The sequence below is a fragment of the Bacillus sp. FJAT-49711 genome, assembly GCF_018343715.1.
In the GTDB taxonomy this organism is placed as follows: Bacteria; Bacillota; Bacilli; order Bacillales; family Bacillaceae_C; genus Lederbergia.
On the sequence record NZ_JAGYPL010000008.1, the window covers coordinates 42,517 to 65,454 of the forward strand.

The window sequence follows — 22,938 nt, forward strand, 5'->3', positions numbered from 1 at the left end:
TAAATTCAAAATACAAAAAAACCGAAGCAAATGCTTCGGCTGCGGGTAATCGAATATCTATAGGCTGTTGAATATCTCATTGTCATTGTTTATTGGCAAGCTGCTGCTCAGCTATTTCGATGGCACGTTTAACCATATTTCCTGCGTCTCGGGCTTTTATGCCGCCCCATCCCTCTTCCTGGACAACATCATAGAATCCTAGCTCTTTTGCTAGTTCCACTTTCAACTGATCTGACATGATTCCTCTTCTTCGACCCAAGAAAATTCCCCCTTATACCCGCTTTTATAGTGTGGGCAAAAGGGCATTATTTATAAAGTTAAATCTTACCTTAATAATTTCCAAAAAAAACAGCAGTAAACAATTTATGTTTACTGCTGTCCCAGCGCTAGACTTCCTGCTGTATCTTCAAAAAATGTAAGTTCAACCGTTTCAGTAAGTACATCTGCATAGCTGTAGGAAACACGCTCAAATGCATTTTCCTCTTGGTCTAATTCGATGACAAAAACCGATGGATAAGTTTCTGCCAAAACCCCAGAACGTTCAATGGTTTTCCTGCGGCCTCCATTGGCTTTTAACATTAATCTTTTACCCAAGTTTGAATCAAGGGATTTTTTAATGCTTGCTAATGTTTTTGGCATTTCGCTCCACCTCACTGATTTTAATTATAGCACGGCGAACAATTATAGTCAAATAAAATATTTATTTTATCAATCATTCCTGCCTATTGTCAATACTTTTTTATCTACAATTTTTTCTCATTTCCAACAATTTTTATTATGTACTCATCTATAATTATTATGTATAGATGAGAAATTTCCTCATGGAAAAAGCACTGGATAAGTTCTCCAATGCTTTAATCGTCAATCGGGGGTTTAAAAGGCATGCCAGTTCGCAACACACCTTTTGTTTCCACTCCTCCAAGACCTTTTTCCCCAGTAAGTGTGTTCCGCAAGACATCCCACACATTAATCCTTTCCATAAAGGGGGTAAAACTGATTTTTGCAACGATATAGACAGGGTCAAGTGCATGAATATTAACACGTTGCGGGGAACTTGCGAAGTTGGCACCTGCGAAAATGAGTGATTCGAAATGCGATTGACAGGCACCTGCAAAAATGACGAGTTGATCAAGGTTTGGTATTTTTTTTCGAGCTTCTTTTACAGTTTCTACAAAAAACTTGGAATGTCGATATGCATTTAGATCAACTTTTTTTCCTTTTGATTTTGAATAAGCATCATGTCCAGTGATTACAAGAATATCCGGACGATATTGTTCAATCAACTGTCCGACACGCAGATGCATTTCTTTTTCATCACAATGGATGCCAATTACAGCGACACCAAGTTTTTCATATAAATCTAAGCATTTTTGCAAATAGTTAGGGTCTCCGTCAAGATGGAGGACTCTCCCTGGCATTTGAAAATAATTAAAATCTCGTTTATAGCCTGAAGTTACTTTATACTCTTGTTCTAGCCGAATGAGGTCGATATCTTGCCTAAATAATTCAAATGATTGCTCTTCAAGTGAACGGACTTCCGACGTCCTCTTAAAACGTTCAGCTTCACTTATAGGGATTAAGTCATCAATAGGCGAGTCTGCTGCAAGCCGGTAATCTTCCCCGTATAAAATAGCAGTCCTTTGACCGTCAATCTCCATGATATCGATGACTCTAAATAAAATGTCACATTTATAGGACAAGCGGCCGACAATCATATTGATTTCAATCACGGTCGTCAACTCCAATGAACAACGAATAAATTATGTTCCTCATGGATTTAGGCTATGCAGACGACTTGAACTATGTGAATTAGATTGCTTTTCATCAATAAAATCCTGTTTCTTATAGAATGAGGTAATCATGTCAATATAATTTGAGTACTAGCTGTCGGTGATTTCCGTTGTACAGGGGCTTGAGGTGAGCCTCCTCGCTCGCTTTGCGCCCTGTGGGGTTCTCACTGCCACGCTAATCTCCCGATGGACAGGACGGCCAGGAGTCGCCTTCCCCTCCAATCAACTAGGTTTTCTATTGAAAGTTGGCAATAAAAAAACTCCCTATTCTTTTTTAAGGCTCTACTCTAACTGGATGTTGATTTCAAGATGATTGAAAAATAAACGGAAAAACTCCGTTTATTTTGGGAAATACCGATATTTCCTTAATATTAAAGGGAGATTTTCCGTTTATATGGTCCAAATCTTTGGATTTTGTTATATGTAGAGCAGTTAACCGGAATGCCTCCGCTTATTTCTGCTTCTACAGCTGGTTTATATACATTAACCGAAAATTCTCCGACTATTTATGCTCATACCTACACGAAAGTCAACTACCACATTTCAGGAAGCCCCGTAAAAGCTTTTACCTTCTGTACTATGTGCGAAATAAAGGTAGTAAGGCGTCACTCAACAATCCAAATTCTTGAATTGAAAGAGTTTCCCCTCTTCTTGAAGGGTCGATTCCTACAGAGGTTAAGGCCTTCAAAATATCTTCCTTTTTTTCTTTTCCTTTTTCAAGTCCATTTGTTAAGTTATTCAGTATGGTTTTTCTACGCTGGGCGAATGAAGTACGAATGATATTAAAGAAAAAAGGCTCATCTAAAACCTCCACTGCTGGCTTTTCTCTTTTGATTAGACGAATGACCGCCGAGTCGACGTTCGGCTGTGGCATAAAAACAGTTTTCGGTACGATCATAACCGTTTCAGCCGTTGTATAATATTGGATAGCAATCGATAATGATCCATAATTCTTTGTACCAGGTTTGGCAGAAATCCGATCTGCCACCTCTTTTTGCAGCATAACGACTATTCCGCGGATTGGAAGATTATTTTCCAGCAATTTTAGTATAATTGGTGTCGTAACGTAATAAGGAAGGTTGGCTACGACCATTACATCTTGAATATCTGAGAACTTCTTTTCAATCATTTCTTGCAAATTTGCATCTAAAATATCTTGGTGGAGAATTTCAATATTATCATATGAAGAAAGCGTGTCTTCTAGAATAGGAAATAACCTACCATCGATTTCGAATGCAACAACCTTTTTACTCTCCCTTGCTAAATGCTCAGTTAATGCGCCAATCCCCGGACCAATTTCAATTGCTCCAGTTTCCTTTGTTAAGCCAGCAAATTTAGTAATATTACGTAATATATTAGGATCAATTAAAAAGTTTTGACCGAGACTTTTTTTAAATGAAAATCCATATTTTTTTAAAATTTCTTTCGTACGTATTGGTGTGGCAATATCTTTTTCCACTATTGCATTTCCTCCTGTAAGACCCTTTTTAGTGCCATAATAAAGTCTTCTCTCGATATTTGGAACATCATTAACCGCTTATGCAGCTGCTTACCATTCGTATAGCCGATTTTAAGCAGTTCTCCTATCCTTTCCCTGCGCTCCTTCGCTTTTGGCCCTCCGATTAATCCTGCGTCGATTAAATCGTCTTTCGATATTAATTCTTCGGCTGCTTCCGTCATTGTTTGAGCTTCCTTTAAAGCCTCTTGTATGACTTCCCTTGAAGCATGCTCGACTCCAAGCCCATGCCCGTATTTACGCTTAGCGAATTTTTTATCTATAAAAGCGTGTTTGCATCCAGGAACATGCTCCGAAATTATTTTACGGATTTTTTCACCTGGGTAATCAGGATCAGTAAAAATAATAACGCCTCTTACTTGTTGAGCTAGCTTTATTTTTTCAATTGTTTCCATCGTAACCGCAGATCCATTCGTTTCAATCGTGTCTGCATCTACAGACTTTTGTATAGCTCGTGTATCATCTTTTCCTTCAACAACGATTATTTCTTTTATTTTCATTTTTCCTCCAAAAAAATTGAAACATTTTTGTAATAAGAACGTCTAATACAGTAAGATAGTTTTCCCCTATCTTCTTTGTCGATTATCTTTTGCATCATTACAAACGGTTCAGGAGATGATCGACCCTTTTAAATCATTATAACTTTAATTTATAAAAAGAAAAAAGCAGAGGATTTTTCCCCTGCATGAATGATGTCGTTAATTTAAAACTCGAATCTTTACTTGTCTTCTCCCGAATCGATAGGCCTCTTCTTTAGAGGCAACAAAAATATCAATGCGATTGCCTTTTATTGCGCCTCCAGTATCTCCTGCCACTGCATAGCCATACCCTTCAACCCACACTTTAGATCCAAGTGGAATCACATTAGGATCAACAGCAATCACCTTTACATTAGGGTTGGAGCGTAAATTAATGCCAGTAGCTGTTACACCTGAACATCCATTGCAATATGCCGTATACGCCGTTGCGTTCACATACATTTCTTTTCCGCCGCTCGGAGCATTTGAATTTGCAGATGTTGATTTTCCGCGTGAAACTTGAGCAACCATTACTTTCGTTCCAACAGTAACAATTTTGTTAACGCTATTTCTTACTTTATTTTCCGTCATTAACTTTCTTTTAACTTCTTTACCGTTTTCCTTGGTCACTTCATATTCTTTTTTCAATAAACCTTCCTGGCCATTCTGTACCACTTTTTCAGTACCTTTTGCCATAGAGGAGTCTTTTTTAGTAATAACTGCATAATCAATTGGTTCTTCCACTACATCGGTGACCTTTTCAACGCGGACAATTTTTACTTTACCGTTTGGTTCTACGTTTTTATTTAAGTCTGGCTCCACACGGTCAAATTTCCCTAGTGTGATCCCTTGTTGCAATAAAAAGTCAGCGACCGTAGTCGAAGTGCTCCATACTTCTTCCTCTTGTTTCCCATTTTTTAATACAAGTGGAAAAGCTCGATCAATTACGAGTTTCAGATTTTCATATATTGAATCTTCCAAAGAATAGTTAAGTTTATCGTGATCGTTAATGTCCAATCTCTGACTTTCCATAAATTCTTTTACTGTCTTCGCTGTCGTGTACACATATTCCGTATGCTCGCCGTCCTGTATGGCAACTTTCTTGGCCGGCTCCCACACCACGCTTAGTTTGTTTTGCACAGCGGTATTCAAAGAATGCGATATATAGTCATCATCTTCTACTACCACATTCAAATCTTTCAGCATTTCCCCTATTGTTTCAGCGTGGGTCTTCACAATCATTTTTTCTCCATCAACCGAAAGTGCTACTGTATGTTTCGTTCCTTCGTAAACAAGTATTGTTAAAGTGGCCATAAATACTAGAAAACTAGCAATGAAAAGGCCTAATTTCTTTCGGGTAATTGAAGAAAAATATGAAAATATTGCGGGTTTTGTGTTCATACAAACACGCCTCCTTCTTCTCCGAGAGATTATACAAACAACGTTTGCAAATTGTCAACTCACATCCCTTTTCGTAAGGTAAGCTCTATTATGCATAGACTAGCTTGAAAAGAAAAGGATGAGTTATCGACAACCCCTGCCTAGGAAGAAGTAAAGTTTTGTAGAATTTACTGGAATCCCTATTAAAAACTTGATGTACTCTAGTATTTGCCGTTACTAGATTTTGTCAATCGATGCCGAACACTTTTTTTGCATTTGCTGTTGTAATCTGTGCTACTTCTTCCAAACTTAAGCTTTTTAAATCGGCAATTTGTTCTGCTACAAGCCTTACATAACTAGGCTCGTTTCTCTTGCCTCTGTAAGGATGCGGCGCCAAATACGGACAATCCGTCTCAATTAATAGACGGTCCAGTGGGACTTGAATGGCAACTTCCTTTGGTTTTTTTGCATTTTTAAATGTTACAGGACCACCAAGGGAGATATAGAAGTTTAAGTCCAAGCATTGCTTCGCCACCTCAGCACTTCCACTGAAACAATGCATGATGCCCCCGACTTCTTCTGCATGTTCTTCCTTTAAAATTTCGATAATGTCTTGCGTAGCATCTCGATTATGTATAATAATTGGCATATTTATTTTTTTAGCAAGCCTGATTTGTTTACGAAACACATCCTTTTGGATTTCCTTTGGCGATTTGTCCCAATGATAATCAAGACCCATTTCCCCTAAGGCTACCACCTTTGGATGTGCTGCTACCTCTTCAAGCCATATAAGATCTTCTTCTGTCATATCAATTGCGTCAACAGGATGCCATCCAACACTAGCATATAAAAATTTGTGCTCGTCGATGATCTCTAATGCTTTTTGGATTGTTTTTCGGTCAAACCCCACTACAACCATATATTCAACTCCCGCATTTTTCGCGCGGGCGATGACTTCATCCAGGTCCTCAGCATATTGATCATCATTTAGGTGAACGTGTGTATCAAATAACATAATTTAGACTCCTTTAATGATTATACTCTTTTCTTCTTTATCATTTATCACAGCTGACTAACATTTGTATTACAAAACGAAATAACATAGAGAGCATATAAAAAACCGCATTATTGCTGTTATCTCTCTATGTTATTTGCTTTCATTCAATGTTCTGAATGAACAGAAATATTAAATTTAGTTTACAATTGCACCATTTTCCAGAGTTTGATCGACGCTAGCGACAGAAAGAACCCCATTTTTCTCTCCCGCAAGAATCATTCCTTGCGATAGTTCTCCGCGAAGCTTCACTGGCTTCAAATTAGCAACGACAATGACCTTTTTTCCAATCAAATCTTCCGGCTTGTAAAATTGTGCAATCCCCGAAATAACTTGGCGTTTTTCGAACCCAAGATCTAACTGAAGCTTTAATAACTTATCCGCTTTTTTAACAGGCTCACAATGAATAACCTCTGCAACCCGTAATTCTACCTTCCTAAAATCATCAATTGTAATTTCTGGAAGGCGTTCTTCTTCCACTTCCTCAACCTTCTTTTCCTCTGCAGGTGCAGATCCGCCTTGCATTTGATCTTTGATGTAGTTTATTTCTTCTTCCATATCGAGACGTGGGAAAATAGGTTCTCCTTTTTCAACAACAGATGTACCTTCTGGGATGGATCCAAATTTCTCTAAACTTTCCCAAGATGAAAATTGTTCATTCGTAATATTTAACTGACTAAGAATTTTATTTGGAGTTTCTGTTAAAAATGGCTTCAATAAAATCGAAACTCTTCTTAATGATTCTGCCAAGTGGAACATGACACTGCCTAGTTCCTGACGTTTTTCTTCCTCTTTCGCCAACACCCAAGGCTGTGTTTCATCAATATATTTATTTGTTCTGCTGATCAGCTGCCAAACAGATGAGAGGGCGACTGAATACTCCATGTTTTCCATTGCATCTTCATATTGCTTGATAGTATCCTCATTTACCTTTTGTAATTCATCATCGAAGGCTGTAATAGAACCATTGAATGAAGGTATATGTCCATCAAAGTATTTATTGATCATTGCAACAGTTCGGTTTAACAGATTTCCTAAATCATTCGCTAAGTCAAAATTGATTCTTTCGACAAAGCCTTCTGGTGTAAACACTCCGTCAGCTCCAAATGGAACCTCGCGAAGTAAATAGTAGCGAAGAGCGTCGAGTCCATAACGATCAATTAATGTGACAGGATCGACCACATTTCCTTTTGATTTAGACATTTTTCCGTCTTTCATGAGCAGCCAGCCATGAGCAAATACTTTTTTAGGCAATGGCAAATCAAGGGCCATTAACATAATTGGCCAATAAATCGTATGGAAGCGAACTATTTCTTTTCCGACAAGATGGACATCCGCTGGCCAATATTTAACGTATTTAGAATCATCATCTGTTCCGTATCCGAGCGCTGTAATATAGTTTGTTAACGCGTCAATCCAAACATAAATGACATGCTTCGGATTCCCAGGTACTTTAATTCCCCAATCAAAGGTTGTTCTCGATACAGCTAGGTCCTCTAGTCCTGGTTTAATGAAATTGTTGATCATTTCATTTTTACGAGATTCAGGCTGGATGAAACCTGGATTTTCCTCATAATACTGCAGCAATCGATCAACATATTTACTCATCTTGAAGAAATACGATTCTTCCTTTACCTTTTCTACTGGACGCCCACAATCAGGACAATTCCCATTTTCTAGTTGGCGTTCTGTAAAGAATGATTCACACGGCGTACAATACCAACCTTCATATACATCGAGATAAATGTCCCCTTGGTCCAAGAGCTGTTTAAAAATTTTCTCAACCACTTGTTTATGGCGCGTTTCAGTTGTCCGGATGAAATCATCGTAAGAAATATCAAGTTTTTTCCATAGATCTTGAATTCCACTGACAATTTCATCGACATATGCTTGAGGAGTCAAGCCGCTTTCTTCCGCCTTTTGTTGAATTTTTTGCCCATGTTCATCTGTGCCTGTTAAATACATGACATCGTATCCACGCATTCTCTTATATCGTGCCATTGCATCTCCCGCTACCGATGTATAGGCATGACCTATATGTAAATTCCCGCTTGGATAATAGATCGGGGTTGTTATATAAAATGTTTTTAATTTTTCCTTCACCAAAGTTCCCCTCCATTATAATTTTACTTGAGATTGTCCAGCTCTCCAGCGCCTTTCGACTAGCACACTTCTTTTCCTTCTCCCTACGATAAGTCAACATCGACTCGTCCCTCGTCGTGTTTCCTTTATCTCAGTCGAAGGACTATAAAGGAACGTCGACTAAAATCGCCACGTCCTGTGGCGACGTCGACGGACCCACATCCTGTGGGCCTGTACGTCGATGAGCAAGGCGCTTCCGCTTTTCCTATTACTACGCATGATTACCTCTTATATCATCAAAATATACGTGAAAAATAGCATTTACGCAACTTAAGCATATCATTTTCTCCAGTTGGTGGGTTATGCATATTAAGTGTAAGATTGTTAGTCTTTAAAAAGCACCTTATTTGTTTGTCTATCACTATACCATCCCCTACCAAGATGTTTCTCCTACTAGCAAACTTCTTTTCCTTCTCTCTACGATAAGTCAACATCGATTCGTCCTGTGGCGACGTCGACGGACCCACATCCTGTGGGCCTGTACGTCGATGAGCAAGGCGCTTCCGCTTTTCTAATTGACTTTAATTGGAAGAACTGTTATCCTTATGAAAGGAGAACTTTGTCGAAAAATGGCGATGAAACTAAAAATAGACATCTACATAATGGGGAGGAAGTAAGAATATGAAGTCCACAGGTATTGTTCGTAAAGTTGATGAGCTCGGTCGTGTAGTTATTCCAATTGAACTACGACGCACTTTAGGAATAGGGGAAAAAGATGCGTTAGAAATATATGTTGATGATGATAAAATCATCTTAAAAAAATATAAGCCTAGCATGACATGCCATATTACAGGTAATGTATCAGAGGATAATGTCGTATTAGCTGGTGGAAAATTAGTTCTTAGCCGCGAAGGCGCCGATGAGCTTATTAATGAAATTCAAAATGCTTTTAATAAATAAATTAGCAAAGCCAGCTCAATTGTGAGCTGGCTTTTTAGTATTTTACTAGAATTTATGTTATCTTACTTCAATGCTGCTCCAAGATCCTCTAATAAATCCTCCACATCCTCTAGTCCGACAGAAATCCGCACTAAGCCATCCTCTATCCCCAGCTCCAACCTTCTGTCTCGCGGGATAGAAGCATGCGTCATCAAAGCAGGAATGGAAATTAAACTTTCCACTGCTCCTAAACTTTCAGCGAGGGTAAAATATTGGACTTTTTTTAATAAATCCAAGGCTTTTGCTTCACTTTCCACTGTGAAGGATATCATGCCGCCAAAGCCACCCGCTTGCTTTTTGTGAACCTCATGCCCTGGATGATTGTCCAATCCCGGATAATAAACTTTTCCAACTGAAGGATGTTCTACTAAAAAAGCTGCAATGATCCTAGTATTCGCTTCGATTTCTTCCATTCTTATTCCCAGCGTTTTAATTCCACGCATTAACAGCCAACTATCTTGCGGTCCGAGAACACCGCCTGTCGAATTTTGAATAAAATGCAGTTCTTCACCCAATTTTTCATCGGCTGCAATCACGAGGCCTGCTACTACATCACTATGTCCCCCAAGATATTTTGTAGCACTATGAAGAACAATATCCGCACCAAGTGTAATGGGCGTTTGCCAATAAGGAGTACTGAACGTATTGTCGACAATGACTAAAAGTTCTCGTTCTTTTGCGATTGTACTCATCTCTTGTAAATCGGTAATTTTTAATAAAGGGTTTGTCGGTGTTTCGATATAAATTGCTTTAGTATTTGATTGAATCGCCTTTTTTACTTTATCTATATCGGTAGTATCAACAAATGAAACGTCAATTCCGAAACGGTTGAACACTTTTGTCATCACTCTAAACGTCCCGCCATACACATCATCCGTTAAAATGAGATGATCGCCTTTCGAGAAAAGCTGGACAACTGCTGTAATGGCGGCCATACCTGAAGCAAATGCAAATCCTCTAGCTCCACCTTCAATATCAGCCACTAACTTTTCCAAAGCTTCCCTTGTCGGATTGCCTGTCCTCGCATATTCGTATTTAAAATTCCCAACCCCATCTTGCTTGAATGTACTAGCTTGATAGATTGGAATTGAAACAGCTCCCGTATATGGGTCTCTGCCAACGCCGCCGTGAATCAATTTCGTTTTCTTTTTCAACTCACTTCTCCTCCATCATAAATATGGCTGCTTATATATCGTTCACTACTATCTGGAAAAATCGTTACAATATTCGTTCCTGGTTGTGCTTTTCTCGCTTCTTTCAATGAGGCAGCAAGTGCCGCTCCGGATGAACTTCCTATTAATAACCCTTCCAGTTTTGCTGCTTCTTTAAGAGCATCGAAGGCTTCACGGTCGGATATTGTATAGATTTCGTCAAATAAAGATGTATCCATAAAAGGCGGAATAAACTCCAAACCGATTCCTTCTGTTCGATGAGAGCCAGGCTCCCCTCCATTTAGTATTGATCCTTCAGGTTCAACGACCACACATTTTATTTCGCTAATCCGCTCTTTTAAATATGTAGCAGTCCCCATAAAGGTTCCACCAGATCCCGCACCAGCGACAAAAATATCAATGTTTCCTTCCAATGCTTTATACAATTCAGGGCCCATCGTTTCATAATACGCAGCTGGGTTATTAGGATTTTGAAATTGCCCCGGATAAAAAGCACCTGGAATCTCCGTTAGAAGTTCCTTCGTTTTTTGAATCGCCCCTTCCATCCCAAGTTTAGTAGGGGTATTGATTACTTCCGCTCCGAGTGCGCGCATTAACATTTGTTTTTCACGGCTAAATTTTTCAGGTGTTACAAAAATCGCTTTTACACCATATCGAAGGGCGGCTAGCGCGAGTCCAATTCCAGTATTCCCCGCAGTCGGCTCGATAATGGAGCCGCCTGTTTGAAGGCTGCCATCCTGAATGGCTTTCTCAAGCAAATATTGTCCGAGTCGATCCTTTACACTTCCCCCTGGGTTGAAATACTCTAATTTTGCAAACAGCTTCACTCCATCAGGGAGAGGAAAGCGAGTAATTTCCAATAGCGGTGTATTCCCGACTAATTCATGAATACTCCTCGCATAATTCATTTAAAAAACTTCCGTCCACTCGTCTCGACGTGAGAGCATTTTTTCAGCGATTTCTTTAGCCCCTTCAAGGCTATGGCTTGCTGCCCAACCGCATTGAACTTCATTGCAAGCAGGAACTTCTGTAGCGGTCAGGACATCTTTCAGCGTATTCTCAACAATCGTTAAAATATCTTCATAATCATCATGGTTAACTACCGATAAGTAATAGCCTGTTTGACACCCCATTGGGCTAATATCAACAATTTTATCCGAGTAATTTCTGCTGAATTCCGCCATCATATGTTCCAATGAATGTAAAGCAGGCATTTCCATATGCTCTTTATTTGGCTGACAAAAACGGATATCATATTTTCGAATTTCATCACCATTATATCCAGTCTTTACACCAGCAAGTCGGATGTAAGGAGCTTTTACCTTTGTATGATCTAAATTAAAACTTTCCACGTTCATCTTTTTTTCTACAGTCATCTTTATTCTCTCCTTTGTTTCGTTGCTTCGATTAACCATACGAATTCATTTTTTTGTGTAAAAATAACCGTAAAATCATGTTGTTCGAAAAGACCTTTCATAATCGGCATCGTTGTATAGTATTCTGTACGCAAATCATTAGCCAATCGCTGAAAGCCTTTATCTTCGGCTTTTTGAATCATATTATGTTTAGCGTTTTCATCTTCAAACAATGTATCGGCAAATACAATTTTACCACCGTCTTTAAGAATGGAACTATACTTTCGTATCGCAATTTCTTTTTCATCATCCGTTAAATGATGAAAAGCGTACGTACTAACGATTGTGTCAACAGATTGAAAAGGGTGTGTAAATGTTAGGAAGTCACCTTGTAAAATCTTTACTTCCGGCAACTTTTGCTTTGCCACTTTTCTCATGCCCGCTGAAGGTTCAATACCGCATACCTTTTTTCCACTTTTCAATAACAATTCCGTTAAATTACCAGTTCCAACCCCAAATTCGATTGTATTTCCTTCTGCTTTTTTCACGACCTCTTCTAATATATGAAGATAGTTACGAAAAACTTCATTATATTCTGGGTCATGCCCCGAAACGGCTTCATCATAAGAATCAGACCATTCATCAAACAATGCAGTAAAGTCAGTGGACATTTTTATCCCCCTTTTCAGATAAATTTACTCGGAATTATTATATTATTTAATGTATCATTTGTTGCCTAAAATGACAATCGTAAAAAAGACTTATCCGAAGGCGATATAAGAAGTAAGAGAAAGAGAAATACCCCGTTGCTTTCGTTCGGAAACTTACGTTTAAAAGGAAAGTAAAATAAAAAGGATTAAGGGTTATCCTTAAGAATAATAAAACCTTCGCAAAGCGTACTTATGTTGTAGAGATTCTAATATTTATTATTAAATAAGGCGCATTTCTATTCCAGAAATGCGCCAAATTTTTGTATAACCTACTACATTTATATTAGAAATGCAGTAGGTGACCTTTTGAGTATAAATTCCAGTTTTTTAACAAACTATATAAAAAGCAAAGCACAAGGAGTGATAAAGTGTTAAGAGTTGTCATTAGAATTTCCCTGTTTGTAATCCCTTGGCTATCTGTTTTTTTTCTTCCTGATAAAAAAAATATGTTTGTTAAATACCTTCCAGTTACCTTGTTTTCTTCCACGGTCGTAATGTGTGAAATATTTTATTTTACAACTAATAAATTATGGAAAGTAAAAGGGGGACGAAAAGCTCTGACCCATACTGCTTTCTTACTGTTATTTGGACCTTACATCGTTTTGACAATATGGGTTTTTCACTTATCGAAAGGAAGGTTTCTTTTATACTCGTTAATCAATTTAGTAATAGATTTAATATATGCTTTTCCGATAAAGGCTCTATTTAAAAAGCTTAATGTGTTTCAAATTAAGGTGAAATCCATTAATTTCTTTCTGTTAATCTTTACAGACGCGTTACTTAACTATGGGTTCCAAAAGATTATTGAAAAAATATACCCACAAACTAATAAGTTTTCAAATAGCTAGGTCAAATTTCCCCTAGTTATTTTTATTTCGTAAGATGTAGGAATTATGCATTACAAAATAAAAGTCCTATTTCCTATACAAGAATTACACTTAAATATTCTTATCAAATCCTGTTCACTTTTTTCAAAGGACTGTGATAAATAGGATAATCGGATTATTAATAAAATTATTCCAAATGGTATGCTTGATAAACTTCCCGTTTTGGCAGATTACGATTCTTTGCCGTTTCTTTAATCGCTTCTTTTGAAGAAAGGTTTTTTTCGTCGATATAATGCTGAACATGCTCCTTTATATCCATGGAGAGCCACCAGAGTGACTCTTCCTCCGCGCTTTCGGTGCTTCCCTCTATGATTAAACAAAATTCTCCGCGAACTTCCTCTTCGTCTGCCCACGTTATAGCTTCTTCCATTGTGCCTCGTATAAACTCTTCGAACTTTTTGGTTAGTTCTCGGCAAAGGACAATGTTTCGATTTCCTAAAATATCGCGCATTAATTTCAGTGTTTCCTTTAAACGATGAGGTGCTTCATAAAAAATGAGGGCTGCCTGTTGTTTTTTTAATTCTTCTAACTCTTGCTTTTTCTCTTTTTTTCCCCTCGATAAAAAACCGTAAAAATAAAAAGGCTGCGTCTTAATCCCAGAAGCAATTAAAGCCGTCAAGGCAGCATTCGCCCCTGGTAAAGGGACAACTGATATTCCCGCTCTAATCGCTTCAGCGGCAAGTTCGTAACCTGGATCAGAAATACAAGGCATTCCAGCGTCGCTCACTAACGCAATCGTTTCACCTGCTTCTAATCGTCTTACGATTTCCTTTCCGCTGCTTTCTTTATTATGTTCATGGTAACTGATTAAAGGAGTCGTAATCTCAAAATAATTGCAAAGTTTTTTTGTATTCCTCGTATCCTCCGCCGCAATGACATCCGCTTCTTTCATCATCCGAATCGCTCTGAATGTCATATCCTCAAGATTTCCAATCGGAGTCGGCACCAAATACAGAATTCCTTTCTCCGATTGGCTAAAACTCTTCTGAATTTGCATCCCACTCACCTGCTTCACTAAGAAATTGTTCTTTTTTACTTCGAGTCAATTGTTTAAAGGCATATTCTGCTCGAAGCGCTTCACCTTTACTTGCATATTTTTCAGCATAAATCATCTTCACAGGCTTCCGCACTCTCGTATATTTGGCCCCTTTTCCACTATTATGCTCGCCCAATCTTCGGGAAGGATCTATTGTATAGCCGCCATAATAAGAGCCGTCTTTACATTCCAACACATAAAAATAATGGTCATTCGTTTCCATATAAGATTTCTCTCACTTCATCCGTATATTCATTTTCTTCATTATAGACGAAAAGTGGTGACAGTACCTTTAATCCTGCACTTCCATCCTTAATTCCTTCAATTAGAATGGTATTTGCTTCTTTTCCTGCCTTCGGATAGACGAATCGAAGTCTTTTCGGCTCTAAGCGGTATTCTCTCATAAGTGTTAAAATGTCCATTAAACGCTCCGGTCTATGTACAAACGCCGCCTTTCCACCTTGCCTAAGAAGCTGGCTGCTCGTTTTCACAGCATCCTCAAGTGTACAAAGAATTTCATGGCGGGCAATCGCTAAATGTTCATTTGCATTAATGACGTCAGTAGATGGAGATAAAAAATACGGGGGATTACAAGTTACGACATCGAAGCGATCATGTCCTAATCTTTTTGGCATATCTTTTATATCGCCATGGATCATTTCAATTCTGTTTTCTAAATGATTATAAGAAATGCTTCGCTTTGCCATATCATATAGCCTCTCTTGGATCTCAACTCCAATAATCTTCGCTTTCGTTCTTGGGCTAAGAAGAAGAGGAATAACACCATTCCCGCTGCACAGGTCAATAATATTCCCTTTTTGAATAGGCAAATACGTAAAACGCGCCAATAAAACAGCATCCAACGAAAAAGAAAAAACAGACGGACTTTGAATGATCCGTAAATTTTCTGCCAATAAATAATCTAAACGTTCATCTTCATAAAGATTTATCATCACGCACTCTCCAATAAGAAAAGCAGAAACACCTTGGAGAAGGGCTTCACATATGCTTTTCGTAACTAATACAATTGATTTCCTATTTTTAAATAAAAGAACCCTCCTCATAAAAAAGAGGAAGGCTTGGCACTATTTTTTATTCAAAAAAGATAAGCAAAACAAGCAGTCTTCATCACGGCGGGGGCTGCCAAAATGGACATTGCAAATATGGAAGCCTTCTTGATACAGTCTGGCCAAATTATCGTAGCCTTCGCCAATTTCAGAAATTTTTTCGTACACACTTTTTCCCTGACTATTCCCTTGGTCAGATGAGGCATCTGATTCTGGAGTTTCTGTTTCCATAACCTTGCGTAAATGGTCATTTTCAAGTTTTAAAACATGGTTTTCTTCAATTAATTCAGCGAGATATTGTTTAAGTTCTCCAAGCTGTTGATACAGCTGGCCTATTTGCATTTCCATGCTACTGACTGAATCGAAGAACTCCTTTTTATCCATGACTTACACCTCATTATTCCCTAGCCGGGACAGATGTTGCACTTTCACTGGCAATTTCCTCAAGCGTATATTCCAATGTGCGCTCTTGCTCCGTTAATTCTACTTGGATAAGACGCTCTAATATATTTAACCCAATGACCTTCCCTGATCCATCAGGCGTTTTAATGGCATCACCAACATCCGGCAATTCTGCCTTGGCTGCCTCATATTCATCATTTTCATATTTTAAACAGCACATGAGCCTTCCGCAAAGTCCTGAGATTTTGGTCGGATTTAAAGACAAATTTTGATCCTTAGCCATTTTGATTGAGACTGGCTCAAAATCACCTAAAAAAGTAGAACAGCAAAGCATACGGCCACAAGGACCAATTCCACCCAACATTTTCGCTTCATCTCTTACGCCAATTTGTCTTAGCTCAATTCTCGTTCTAAAAATAGCCGCTAAGTCCTTTACGAGATCGCGAAAATCGATTCGTCCATCAGCTGTAAAATAAAAAATAACTTTATTGCGATCAAATGTATATTCAACATCTACAAGCTTCATATCAAGACTATGTTCAATAATTTTTTCATTACAAACTTGATATGCTTCTGCAGCAGCTGTTTTATTTTCTTCAACGTTTAATTGATCCTTCTGATCCGCCATCCGCACCACTTTTTTTAATGGAAGAACAACATCATGATCATCGACTTGTTTTTTTTCTGTAACAGCTTTTCCATATTCAATTCCTCGAGCCGTTTCCACAATCACAAAATCATTCTTACGAATTGGGTGATCACCCGGATCAAAATAGTATATTTTACCGGCTTTTTTAAACCGGACACCTACAACATTATACACAAGAAGGTCCCCCCTGCAAATTTAGCACGAGCTGCTCCATCAAAAGATGAGCATTCATATTTGCATTTAATTTCCGTTTGGCTTCCAAAATTGCAGTCATTTGTTCAGACAGCCTTCTTGAAGAGGTTTGCAACGCATCCGCTGCAAATGTTTCCCGCCAATCGGGATAGACAAGCTGCTCTTCTTTCCCCAATTGAATATATAAAATATCTTTATATATTAAAAGCAAAAGATTTAAACCTAAATCAATTTGCGCTTTCTCTTTAAAATGGTGTGTCCATTCATCCTGTAGAGAAGTCATGGCGTAAAGTGTACCCCTCTTTTGGACTTCATATAAGTTTAACACTATTTTTCTTGCTTGTGCAAACCAATCATCGCCATCCAACTCTAAAGCTTCCTGTAAATGATTGGTAACGGTTGCTAAAAGCGGTGCCTTTGTATTGTTAATTCCAGCATCTTGCAGTTTTTTCGTAAACACTTCAACTGGTATCGCCTTAAATGACACTGTTTGACAGCGCGATAAAATAGTCGGAAGGATACGTTGAGGTTGCTCCGTAGCAAGAAGAGCAGTAGTTTCTACATTCGGTTCTTCCAAAAACTTCAACAAGCTATTCGCTGCTGGAATCGTCATTTTCTCTGCATCAATGATAATATATAACTTTTTCTTTGATTCTACCCCAGACTTACTAAACTCCGTTCTTAATGAACGAATTTGTTCAATTTTTATGGATAATCCGTCCGGCTCTACTATATGAATATCAGGATGATTTCCACTTTTTATCCTTTTGCAATTCACACAGTCGCCGCACGGAATATAGTTTTGTTGTAAATTTTCGCAAAACAAGCTCTCAGCCATTAATAAGCTTGCAGCACGCTTTCCGGTTCCGTGCTCCCCTTCAAATAAGTAAGCATGGGCAACACGCTTTTTTTCTAAACTGTTTTTCAACATTTTCGCCGCAAAGGGCTGCTCTTGTTCAAAGTCTTGCCAGTTCATGGCATCATTCACTCGCTAACTTTTTTAAATTGCTAATAATGTAACTTCGGGGCCTAAGACTTGCGATAGAGGAAACACGATAACCGAAAGGTCGAATCGATGTTGACTACGCAAGCGAAAAGGACAAGATGTTTTCTAGGCTCTGAAGCTAACGTTAATATTCGTTCATTGCATTAGAATTGATGGAATTGCTCGATTGGAAGAACAAATACAGTAGCTCCTCCGACAGAAACTTCTACAGGATAGGGAATGTATGAATCTGCATTGCCGCCCATCGGAGATACAGGTGCCATCAGCTGTTCACGTGATTTGCAATTATCCCTAATAACTTGAAGAGCCTTATTAACCCTGACATCTTCAGTTCCAATCATAAATGTCGTATTGCCTGATTTCAAAAATCCGCCTGTCGTAGCTAATTTTGTTGCTCTAAAATTATTCTCAACCAACGCACTCATTAACCGATTGCTGTCCTGATCTTGTACAACTGCCATTATTAATTTCATTACCATTCACCCCTCCATTAATTTGCTAACTATCTTCTTATTACTTATTATATCAGCTATTCTAAGTATGTTACATCGATAATCGTGATTTTCTCATCAAATTACATATCATTTTTTTGCAATTAACTCATCTACTATTCTTTTTGCATGTAGAAAAACCGTTTCAAATGTTTCGCTGGCATCAATTTCGACGATTCGGTCAGGAAACATCTCTAGTAGAGTTTTATATCCTTCCCTTACACGTTCATGGAAATCTAATTTTTCCAAATCCAAACGGTTAATTTCTCGACCTTTGTGTTTTTCAATTCTCTTTAATCCAACTTCTGGCTCGATATCAAAATATAAAGTCTTATCAGGCATTAAACTTTGAATGGCAAATTGATTAATCGAAAATATTTCATCAATACCAAGCCCTCTTGCGTATCCTTGATAAGCAAGCGAACTATCAATAAATCGATCGCACAAAACAATGGCTCCCCGTTCTAGAGCCGGAACTACTTTCTCGATTAAATGCTGTCTGCGGGCAGCTGCATATAACAATGCCTCTGTTCGGCTGTCCATCGCAGTGTGATCTGGATCTAGAATAACTTGCCTAATCTTTTCTGATATATGTATACCACCTGGTTCACGGGTTAACACGACATCGAACTTGCGATCTACTAATTCGTTCGCTAGTTTTTGAAGTATTGTTGTTTTCCCCGCCCCTTCTGGCCCTTCAAATGTAATAAATAATCCCTGCATTTTTTCCTCCATAAACAGTGCTAGATGTGGTTTTAGTATAATGTGAGGCTTAGTGGACTTCAAGAAAAACCGCAATCTTTCCTTGTTTTAATTCCGCTTCACCTTGAAAACGTGCACCAGACTTCATGAGTTTGCGAAGATAAGCAAGATGCTCATCCGAAATTCTTTCCCCAGGTAAAAACAGTGGAATACCTGGAGGATAGGGAACGATCATTTTTGCCGCAATTCTTCCCGTGGATTGCTCCACATTTATCCATTCATAAGACATATCGAGCATATCCTTGTAGGAATAAGACAACTCCATTAGGTCGAAAGGGTTTTTTAATCTAAAAACAATGTTGTTCTCATTCGATATTGTCGTTAATTCCGTAGAAAGCTGACGAATTCTTTCAATGCTTTCCTTGAATGGAAAACTTAATCCTTCTTTTATTAAAGGGAGAATTAGCAATACTTGATAAAGGTCAGCCAGTTCAGGAAAAACTCTAACCTTTTCAAGCTGTTCCTGTAATTGAAAGCCCGATAAGCTTTCGTGACGCAATATTAATTTTAACGGATCATCGCTTGCGATGACAGTAAGTCCTGGAATTTCTTCTAATTGCCTAATAAATAAGTGCCTTTCCTGAATGAAAAAATTCATATCCTCTTTAGTAAAATTACCCACAAAATACCGTGCATAATCAAGTGAAGCCATAATTGGATAAGAAGGGCTGCTTGACTGCAGAACATTTAAATAAAATTCAACTTTTTGCTCTGATATTCTTTCACTATTAATATGTAAATAAGACCCCATCGTCATCGCTGGCAATGTTTTATGCGCAGAATGAACAACGATATCAGCTCCAAACTCAAGCGACGATCGTGGAAACGGATCTCCTAATAGAAAGTGTGCACCGTGAGCCCCGTCAATGAGTACAATTATATTATTCATATGGGCTATATCAATAATTTCTTTCATATTAAACGCTTGTCCATAATAATCAGGATACGTGAGTATCAATACTTTAGCTTGCGGATATTTATTGATAGCTTGCTGTATAAGTTTTGGACTTGGTCCAGCAGGGATCGATAGCTTTTCATTCATTTCGGGTGAAAAGAAAATAGGTTTTACTTTTGCCAGCATTAAGCCATTCAAGATCGATTTATGGCAGTTACGCTGCACTAAAACAGTATCATCTTCGTGACAAGCAGCTAAAATCATCGCTAAATTCCCTACTGTACTGCCATTCACAAGGAAATAGCTTTTTTTGGATCTATACAGCTTTGTCAGTAAATGTTGAGCTTCCTTAATTGCTTCCTGTGGATCATGTAAATCATCTAAGCCTGTAAGTTCAGTAACATCAAATTGAGCAAAGTCCTTAAACAAACTTTCTTCCCCGAGTAATTCACCATTCTTATGTCCAGGCACATGGAAGGAAATTGGTTTTTTCGAAATATGTGTAATCAAGCTATTCTGTAGAGGCATATTCTTTTGCTGCATATAAAAACCTCTTTCTTACTTCATTTCTTTCCTTATATTCTACTCTTTAGACAGCAAAAAGCCAGGCTGTATTCTTTTTAGCCTGGGCATTCGTAAGTTTATAAAAGGTTGTCTTTGTAAAGTTTCTTTGTAAAAGCCCAAAAGACGGCTTTTACATTTAATAAGGAAGTTTAGCGGTTCTTCTGAAGTTGGCAGTTCTTTTCTCAACTAAATTATTGAATCTAATGGCAAAATCCATTTCTCATTAATAAAATTTATATAATATAGCAACAATGTTAGAGAAAAGAGCCTTATGAAAATATCTTCGTTTCTGAGATCGCTTTTAATTGTTTAATATAATATTTATAAATCGGATCCTTCGTACTTGTGGCAATCATAGCTTTCTCACAATCTGTACAAATAAAAGATGTATAAAGATGAATACCTTGCTTCCCCGTATCCTCACAAATTATGCATTTTTCCACAACTCCACCTCCATACATGTTAGTTTGTGCATTTCCCTTTATTTGTATACACTATTTTTAAGATTTTACATATTACAATTCCTGCATTCTAATTGTATGCAATTGGGACGGTTGCTGTGTTTGTACTCGATTTAAAAAGATTAAAACAGTAAAAAAGGACATGAAATGGGTGTACACCAAATCATGTCCTTTTACTTTTACATAGTTATGGACTTCCGCTTTTCTTTGTCTAGCTACAGCGCCTATCGACTAGCAAACTTCTTGCCCTCTTCCCTACGATAAGTCAACATCGACTCGTTCCTCGTCGTGTTTCCTTTATCTCAGTCAGAGGCCCTGAAGTTTGTACGTCGATGAGCAAGGCGCTTTCGCTTTTCGATGGAGCCTAGCGGGATCGAACCGCTGACCTCCTGCGTGCAAGGCAGGCGCTCTCCCAGCTGAGCTAAGGCCCCGTATTAATGTGGAATGATGGGCCTGAGTGGACTCGAACCACCGACCTCACGCTTATCAGGCGTGTGCTCTAACCAGCTGAGCTACAGGCCCACATTTTTAAAATTTACAAACGACTTTTATATCCTAACACGGTTAAATTATAGTGTCAATTATGCGCATTTGGAAAAAATACGCTAAGCCTGTGAGAGGATCATGCAATCATTTGATACAAATGTGATACAGCGGTTTTTTCAATTATTGCATAATAAGATACAACACTATAAGAATTTATTATGAAAGGAAGATACATAATGCAAAAAGTCATTTTGAACAACGGTGTAGAGATGCCTGTACTAGGCTTTGGGGTTTTTCAGATCCAGGCTGCTAATGAATGTGAACAAAGTGTTTATGAAGCTATTACGGCTGGCTATCGTTTAATTGATACCGCTGCCTCTTATCTGAATGAAGAAGCAGTTGGAAGAGCAATCAAGCAGAGTGGTGTTCCGAGAGAGGAATTGTTTATTACGACAAAACTCTGGGTTCAGGACGCAGGTTTCGAAAACACAAAGAAAGCATTTGCCAGATCACTGGAAAGACTTCAATTGGATTATTTGGATTTGTATTTAATTCACCAGCCATTTGGAGATGTACATGGATCTTGGCGTGCAATGGAAGAATTGTATCATGACGGTAAGGTCCGGGCAATTGGGGTTAGTAATTTCCAGATGGATCGTCTTATGGATTTAATGGTTCACAATGATGTTGTTCCTGCCGTTAATCAGGTTGAAACACACCCTTTCTGCCAGCAAATAGAAAGTGCTGAATTTATGAAAGATAATAATATTCAAATACAGTCTTGGGGGCCTTTTGCTGAAGGAAAAAATAACATGTTCGAAAATGAAGTGTTAATGTCAATAGCCAAAAAGCATAATAAATCTGTTGCTCAAGTGATTTTACGTTGGCTGACTCAAAGGGGAGTTGTGGCAATTCCAAAGTCTGTTCATAAGAAAAGAATCATCGAAAACTTCAATATTTTTGACTTTGGATTAGGTCTAGAAGATATGAAAAAAATTGCATCATTAGATATGAAGAAAAGCTTATTCTTTTCCCATAATGATCCTGAAATTGTTAAATGGATTGGCTCTCGTAAACTCAATATTTAAGGAATAAATAATTCTAGATGTATAGAAACACAACACTCGACACTTTTGTTTCAAAAATAAAAAACTCCACTTTCATATGAGTGGAGTTTACAAAATCCATAATTGAATCATCGCTAGCGCCGCTACCCCTGGTATTCCTAAGAATCCAGAGATTGCGGAAGTAGCAAAATTGATTGGTACAGATAATCCAAATTGATTTCCAATAGCATTCAAGAAAAATAGAAATAATGCCCCAATCACTAGTTTCATACAAGCTTGGCCGATCCACTTTAAAACCTTGCCCGGCAAGCCAGCTATTAATAAGAAAATAATCAACACACATATGGCAGATATAATAATAATTGACTCCAAAACCTGTCCCTCCCGAATCTATCCT

General features: G+C 38.1%; 25 protein-coding genes and 2 tRNA genes. 2 read left to right on the top strand and 25 right to left on the bottom strand.

The window, feature by feature from the left end; genetic code table 11:
• Window positions 1-82 precede the first annotated feature (82 nt).
• The 8 genes from KHA96_RS22685 to metG all read right to left on the bottom strand — a co-directional run bounded on the left by KHA96_RS22685 (window position 83) and on the right by metG (window position 8,361).
• A complete protein-coding gene (locus KHA96_RS22685; protein WP_213131618.1) occupies window positions 83-259 on the bottom strand; it encodes a small, acid-soluble spore protein, alpha/beta type in 177 nt (58 codons plus the stop codon).
• 110 nt (window positions 260-369) lie between these two features.
• Window positions 370-639 (bottom strand): biofilm formation stimulator Veg, encoded by a 270-nt coding sequence (gene veg, locus KHA96_RS22690; RefSeq protein ID WP_213131619.1) that lies wholly within the window; start codon window positions 637-639, stop codon window positions 370-372.
• Window positions 640-854: 215 nt separating this feature from the next.
• Window positions 855-1,715: a sporulation peptidase YabG gene (gene yabG, locus KHA96_RS22695; protein WP_213131658.1), complete on the bottom strand. Its 861-nt coding sequence runs from the start codon at window positions 1,713-1,715 to the stop codon at window positions 855-857.
• Between the two features lie 652 nt (window positions 1,716-2,367).
• Window positions 2,368-3,249 (bottom strand): 16S rRNA (adenine(1518)-N(6)/adenine(1519)-N(6))-dimethyltransferase RsmA, encoded by an 882-nt coding sequence (gene rsmA, locus KHA96_RS22700; protein ID WP_213131620.1) that lies wholly within the window; start codon window positions 3,247-3,249, stop codon window positions 2,368-2,370.
• Window positions 3,249-3,806: a ribonuclease M5 gene (gene rnmV / locus KHA96_RS22705; protein ID WP_213131621.1), complete on the bottom strand. Its 558-nt coding sequence runs from the start codon at window positions 3,804-3,806 to the stop codon at window positions 3,249-3,251. Before rnmV ends, rsmA begins: the two co-directional genes overlap by 1 nt.
• 198 nt (window positions 3,807-4,004) lie before the next feature.
• Entirely contained in the window at window positions 4,005-5,225 is a 1,221-nt protein-coding gene (locus KHA96_RS22710) for a G5 and 3D domain-containing protein (protein WP_213131622.1), read from the bottom strand.
• A gap of 226 nt (window positions 5,226-5,451) precedes the next feature.
• Window positions 5,452-6,219 (bottom strand): TatD family hydrolase, encoded by a 768-nt coding sequence (locus KHA96_RS22715; protein WP_213131623.1) that lies wholly within the window; start codon window positions 6,217-6,219, stop codon window positions 5,452-5,454.
• Between the two features lie 177 nt (window positions 6,220-6,396).
• Window positions 6,397-8,361, bottom strand: coding sequence for a methionine--tRNA ligase (metG, locus tag KHA96_RS22720; RefSeq protein WP_213131659.1), 1,965 nt, complete (start codon window positions 8,359-8,361; stop codon window positions 6,397-6,399).
• Window positions 8,362-9,021: 660 nt separating this feature from the next.
• Here metG and KHA96_RS22725 point away from each other — a divergent pair.
• Window positions 9,022-9,300, top strand: a complete 279-nt coding sequence (locus KHA96_RS22725; protein ID WP_213131624.1) for an AbrB/MazE/SpoVT family DNA-binding domain-containing protein — start codon at window positions 9,022-9,024, stop codon at window positions 9,298-9,300.
• A gap of 62 nt (window positions 9,301-9,362) precedes the next feature.
• On the opposite strand, the gene KHA96_RS22730 is transcribed toward KHA96_RS22725, so the two are convergent.
• From KHA96_RS22730 to KHA96_RS22805, 16 genes are all read right to left on the bottom strand, one after another.
• Window positions 9,363-10,493 (bottom strand): bifunctional cystathionine gamma-lyase/homocysteine desulfhydrase, encoded by a 1,131-nt coding sequence (locus KHA96_RS22730; RefSeq protein ID WP_213131625.1) that lies wholly within the window; start codon window positions 10,491-10,493, stop codon window positions 9,363-9,365.
• Window positions 10,490-11,419 (bottom strand): PLP-dependent cysteine synthase family protein, encoded by a 930-nt coding sequence (locus KHA96_RS22735; RefSeq protein ID WP_213131626.1) that lies wholly within the window; start codon window positions 11,417-11,419, stop codon window positions 10,490-10,492. Before KHA96_RS22735 ends, KHA96_RS22730 begins: the two co-directional genes overlap by 4 nt.
• Window positions 11,420-11,887, bottom strand: a complete 468-nt coding sequence (locus KHA96_RS22740; protein ID WP_213131627.1) for an S-ribosylhomocysteine lyase — start codon at window positions 11,885-11,887, stop codon at window positions 11,420-11,422.
• Window positions 11,888-11,889: 2 nt separating this feature from the next.
• Window positions 11,890-12,537 (bottom strand): class I SAM-dependent DNA methyltransferase, encoded by a 648-nt coding sequence (locus tag KHA96_RS22745; protein WP_213131628.1) that lies wholly within the window; start codon window positions 12,535-12,537, stop codon window positions 11,890-11,892.
• Between the two features lie 1,053 nt (window positions 12,538-13,590).
• Window positions 13,591-14,460 (bottom strand): 16S rRNA (cytidine(1402)-2'-O)-methyltransferase, encoded by an 870-nt coding sequence (gene rsmI, locus KHA96_RS22750; RefSeq protein WP_213131629.1) that lies wholly within the window; start codon window positions 14,458-14,460, stop codon window positions 13,591-13,593.
• Window positions 14,438-14,722: a GIY-YIG nuclease family protein gene (locus tag KHA96_RS22755; RefSeq protein WP_213131630.1), complete on the bottom strand. Its 285-nt coding sequence runs from the start codon at window positions 14,720-14,722 to the stop codon at window positions 14,438-14,440. Before KHA96_RS22755 ends, rsmI begins: the two co-directional genes overlap by 23 nt.
• Window positions 14,709-15,449 carry a tRNA1(Val) (adenine(37)-N6)-methyltransferase gene (locus KHA96_RS22760; RefSeq protein WP_213131660.1) on the bottom strand — a complete coding sequence of 247 codons (741 nt, stop codon included), beginning with the start codon at window positions 15,447-15,449 and terminating at the stop codon, window positions 14,709-14,711. Before KHA96_RS22760 ends, KHA96_RS22755 begins: the two co-directional genes overlap by 14 nt.
• 135 nt (window positions 15,450-15,584) lie before the next feature.
• Entirely contained in the window at window positions 15,585-15,950 is a 366-nt protein-coding gene (gene yabA / locus KHA96_RS22765) for a DNA replication initiation control protein YabA (protein WP_213131631.1), read from the bottom strand.
• Between the two features lie 13 nt (window positions 15,951-15,963).
• Complete coding sequence (locus tag KHA96_RS22770; protein WP_213131632.1) at window positions 15,964-16,791, bottom strand: PSP1 domain-containing protein; 828 nt, start codon at window positions 16,789-16,791, stop codon at window positions 15,964-15,966.
• Window positions 16,784-17,785 (bottom strand): DNA polymerase III subunit delta', encoded by a 1,002-nt coding sequence (gene holB, locus KHA96_RS22775; protein WP_213131633.1) that lies wholly within the window; start codon window positions 17,783-17,785, stop codon window positions 16,784-16,786. The genes KHA96_RS22770 and holB overlap by 8 nt, the downstream gene beginning before the upstream one ends.
• A gap of 173 nt (window positions 17,786-17,958) precedes the next feature.
• Window positions 17,959-18,288 carry a cyclic-di-AMP receptor gene (locus tag KHA96_RS22780; RefSeq protein ID WP_213111928.1) on the bottom strand — a complete coding sequence of 110 codons (330 nt, stop codon included), beginning with the start codon at window positions 18,286-18,288 and terminating at the stop codon, window positions 17,959-17,961.
• A 108-nt stretch (window positions 18,289-18,396) separates the two neighbouring features.
• Window positions 18,397-19,029 (bottom strand): dTMP kinase, encoded by a 633-nt coding sequence (tmk, locus tag KHA96_RS22785; RefSeq protein WP_213131634.1) that lies wholly within the window; start codon window positions 19,027-19,029, stop codon window positions 18,397-18,399.
• A 49-nt stretch (window positions 19,030-19,078) separates the two neighbouring features.
• Entirely contained in the window at window positions 19,079-20,506 is a 1,428-nt protein-coding gene (locus KHA96_RS22790; RefSeq protein ID WP_213131635.1) for an aminotransferase class I/II-fold pyridoxal phosphate-dependent enzyme, read from the bottom strand.
• 290 nt (window positions 20,507-20,796) lie between these two features.
• Entirely contained in the window at window positions 20,797-20,970 is a 174-nt protein-coding gene (locus KHA96_RS22795) for a sigma factor G inhibitor Gin (RefSeq protein ID WP_481748262.1), read from the bottom strand.
• 376 nt (window positions 20,971-21,346) lie between these two features.
• A tRNA-Ala gene (locus KHA96_RS22800) sits at window positions 21,347-21,419 on the bottom strand.
• Window positions 21,420-21,436: 17 nt separating this feature from the next.
• A tRNA-Ile gene (locus KHA96_RS22805) sits at window positions 21,437-21,510 on the bottom strand.
• Between the two features lie 200 nt (window positions 21,511-21,710).
• Between KHA96_RS22805 and KHA96_RS22810 the strand changes: the two genes are divergently transcribed.
• On the top strand, window positions 21,711-22,562 hold the full coding sequence (locus KHA96_RS22810; RefSeq protein ID WP_213131637.1) for an aldo/keto reductase: 852 nt from the start codon (window positions 21,711-21,713) through the stop codon (window positions 22,560-22,562).
• An 87-nt stretch (window positions 22,563-22,649) separates the two neighbouring features.
• Here KHA96_RS22810 and KHA96_RS22815 read toward each other — a convergent pair whose 3' ends face one another.
• A complete protein-coding gene (locus tag KHA96_RS22815; protein ID WP_213131638.1) occupies window positions 22,650-22,913 on the bottom strand; it encodes a pro-sigmaK processing inhibitor BofA family protein in 264 nt (87 codons plus the stop codon).
• Window positions 22,914-22,938: the final 25 nt, after the last annotated feature.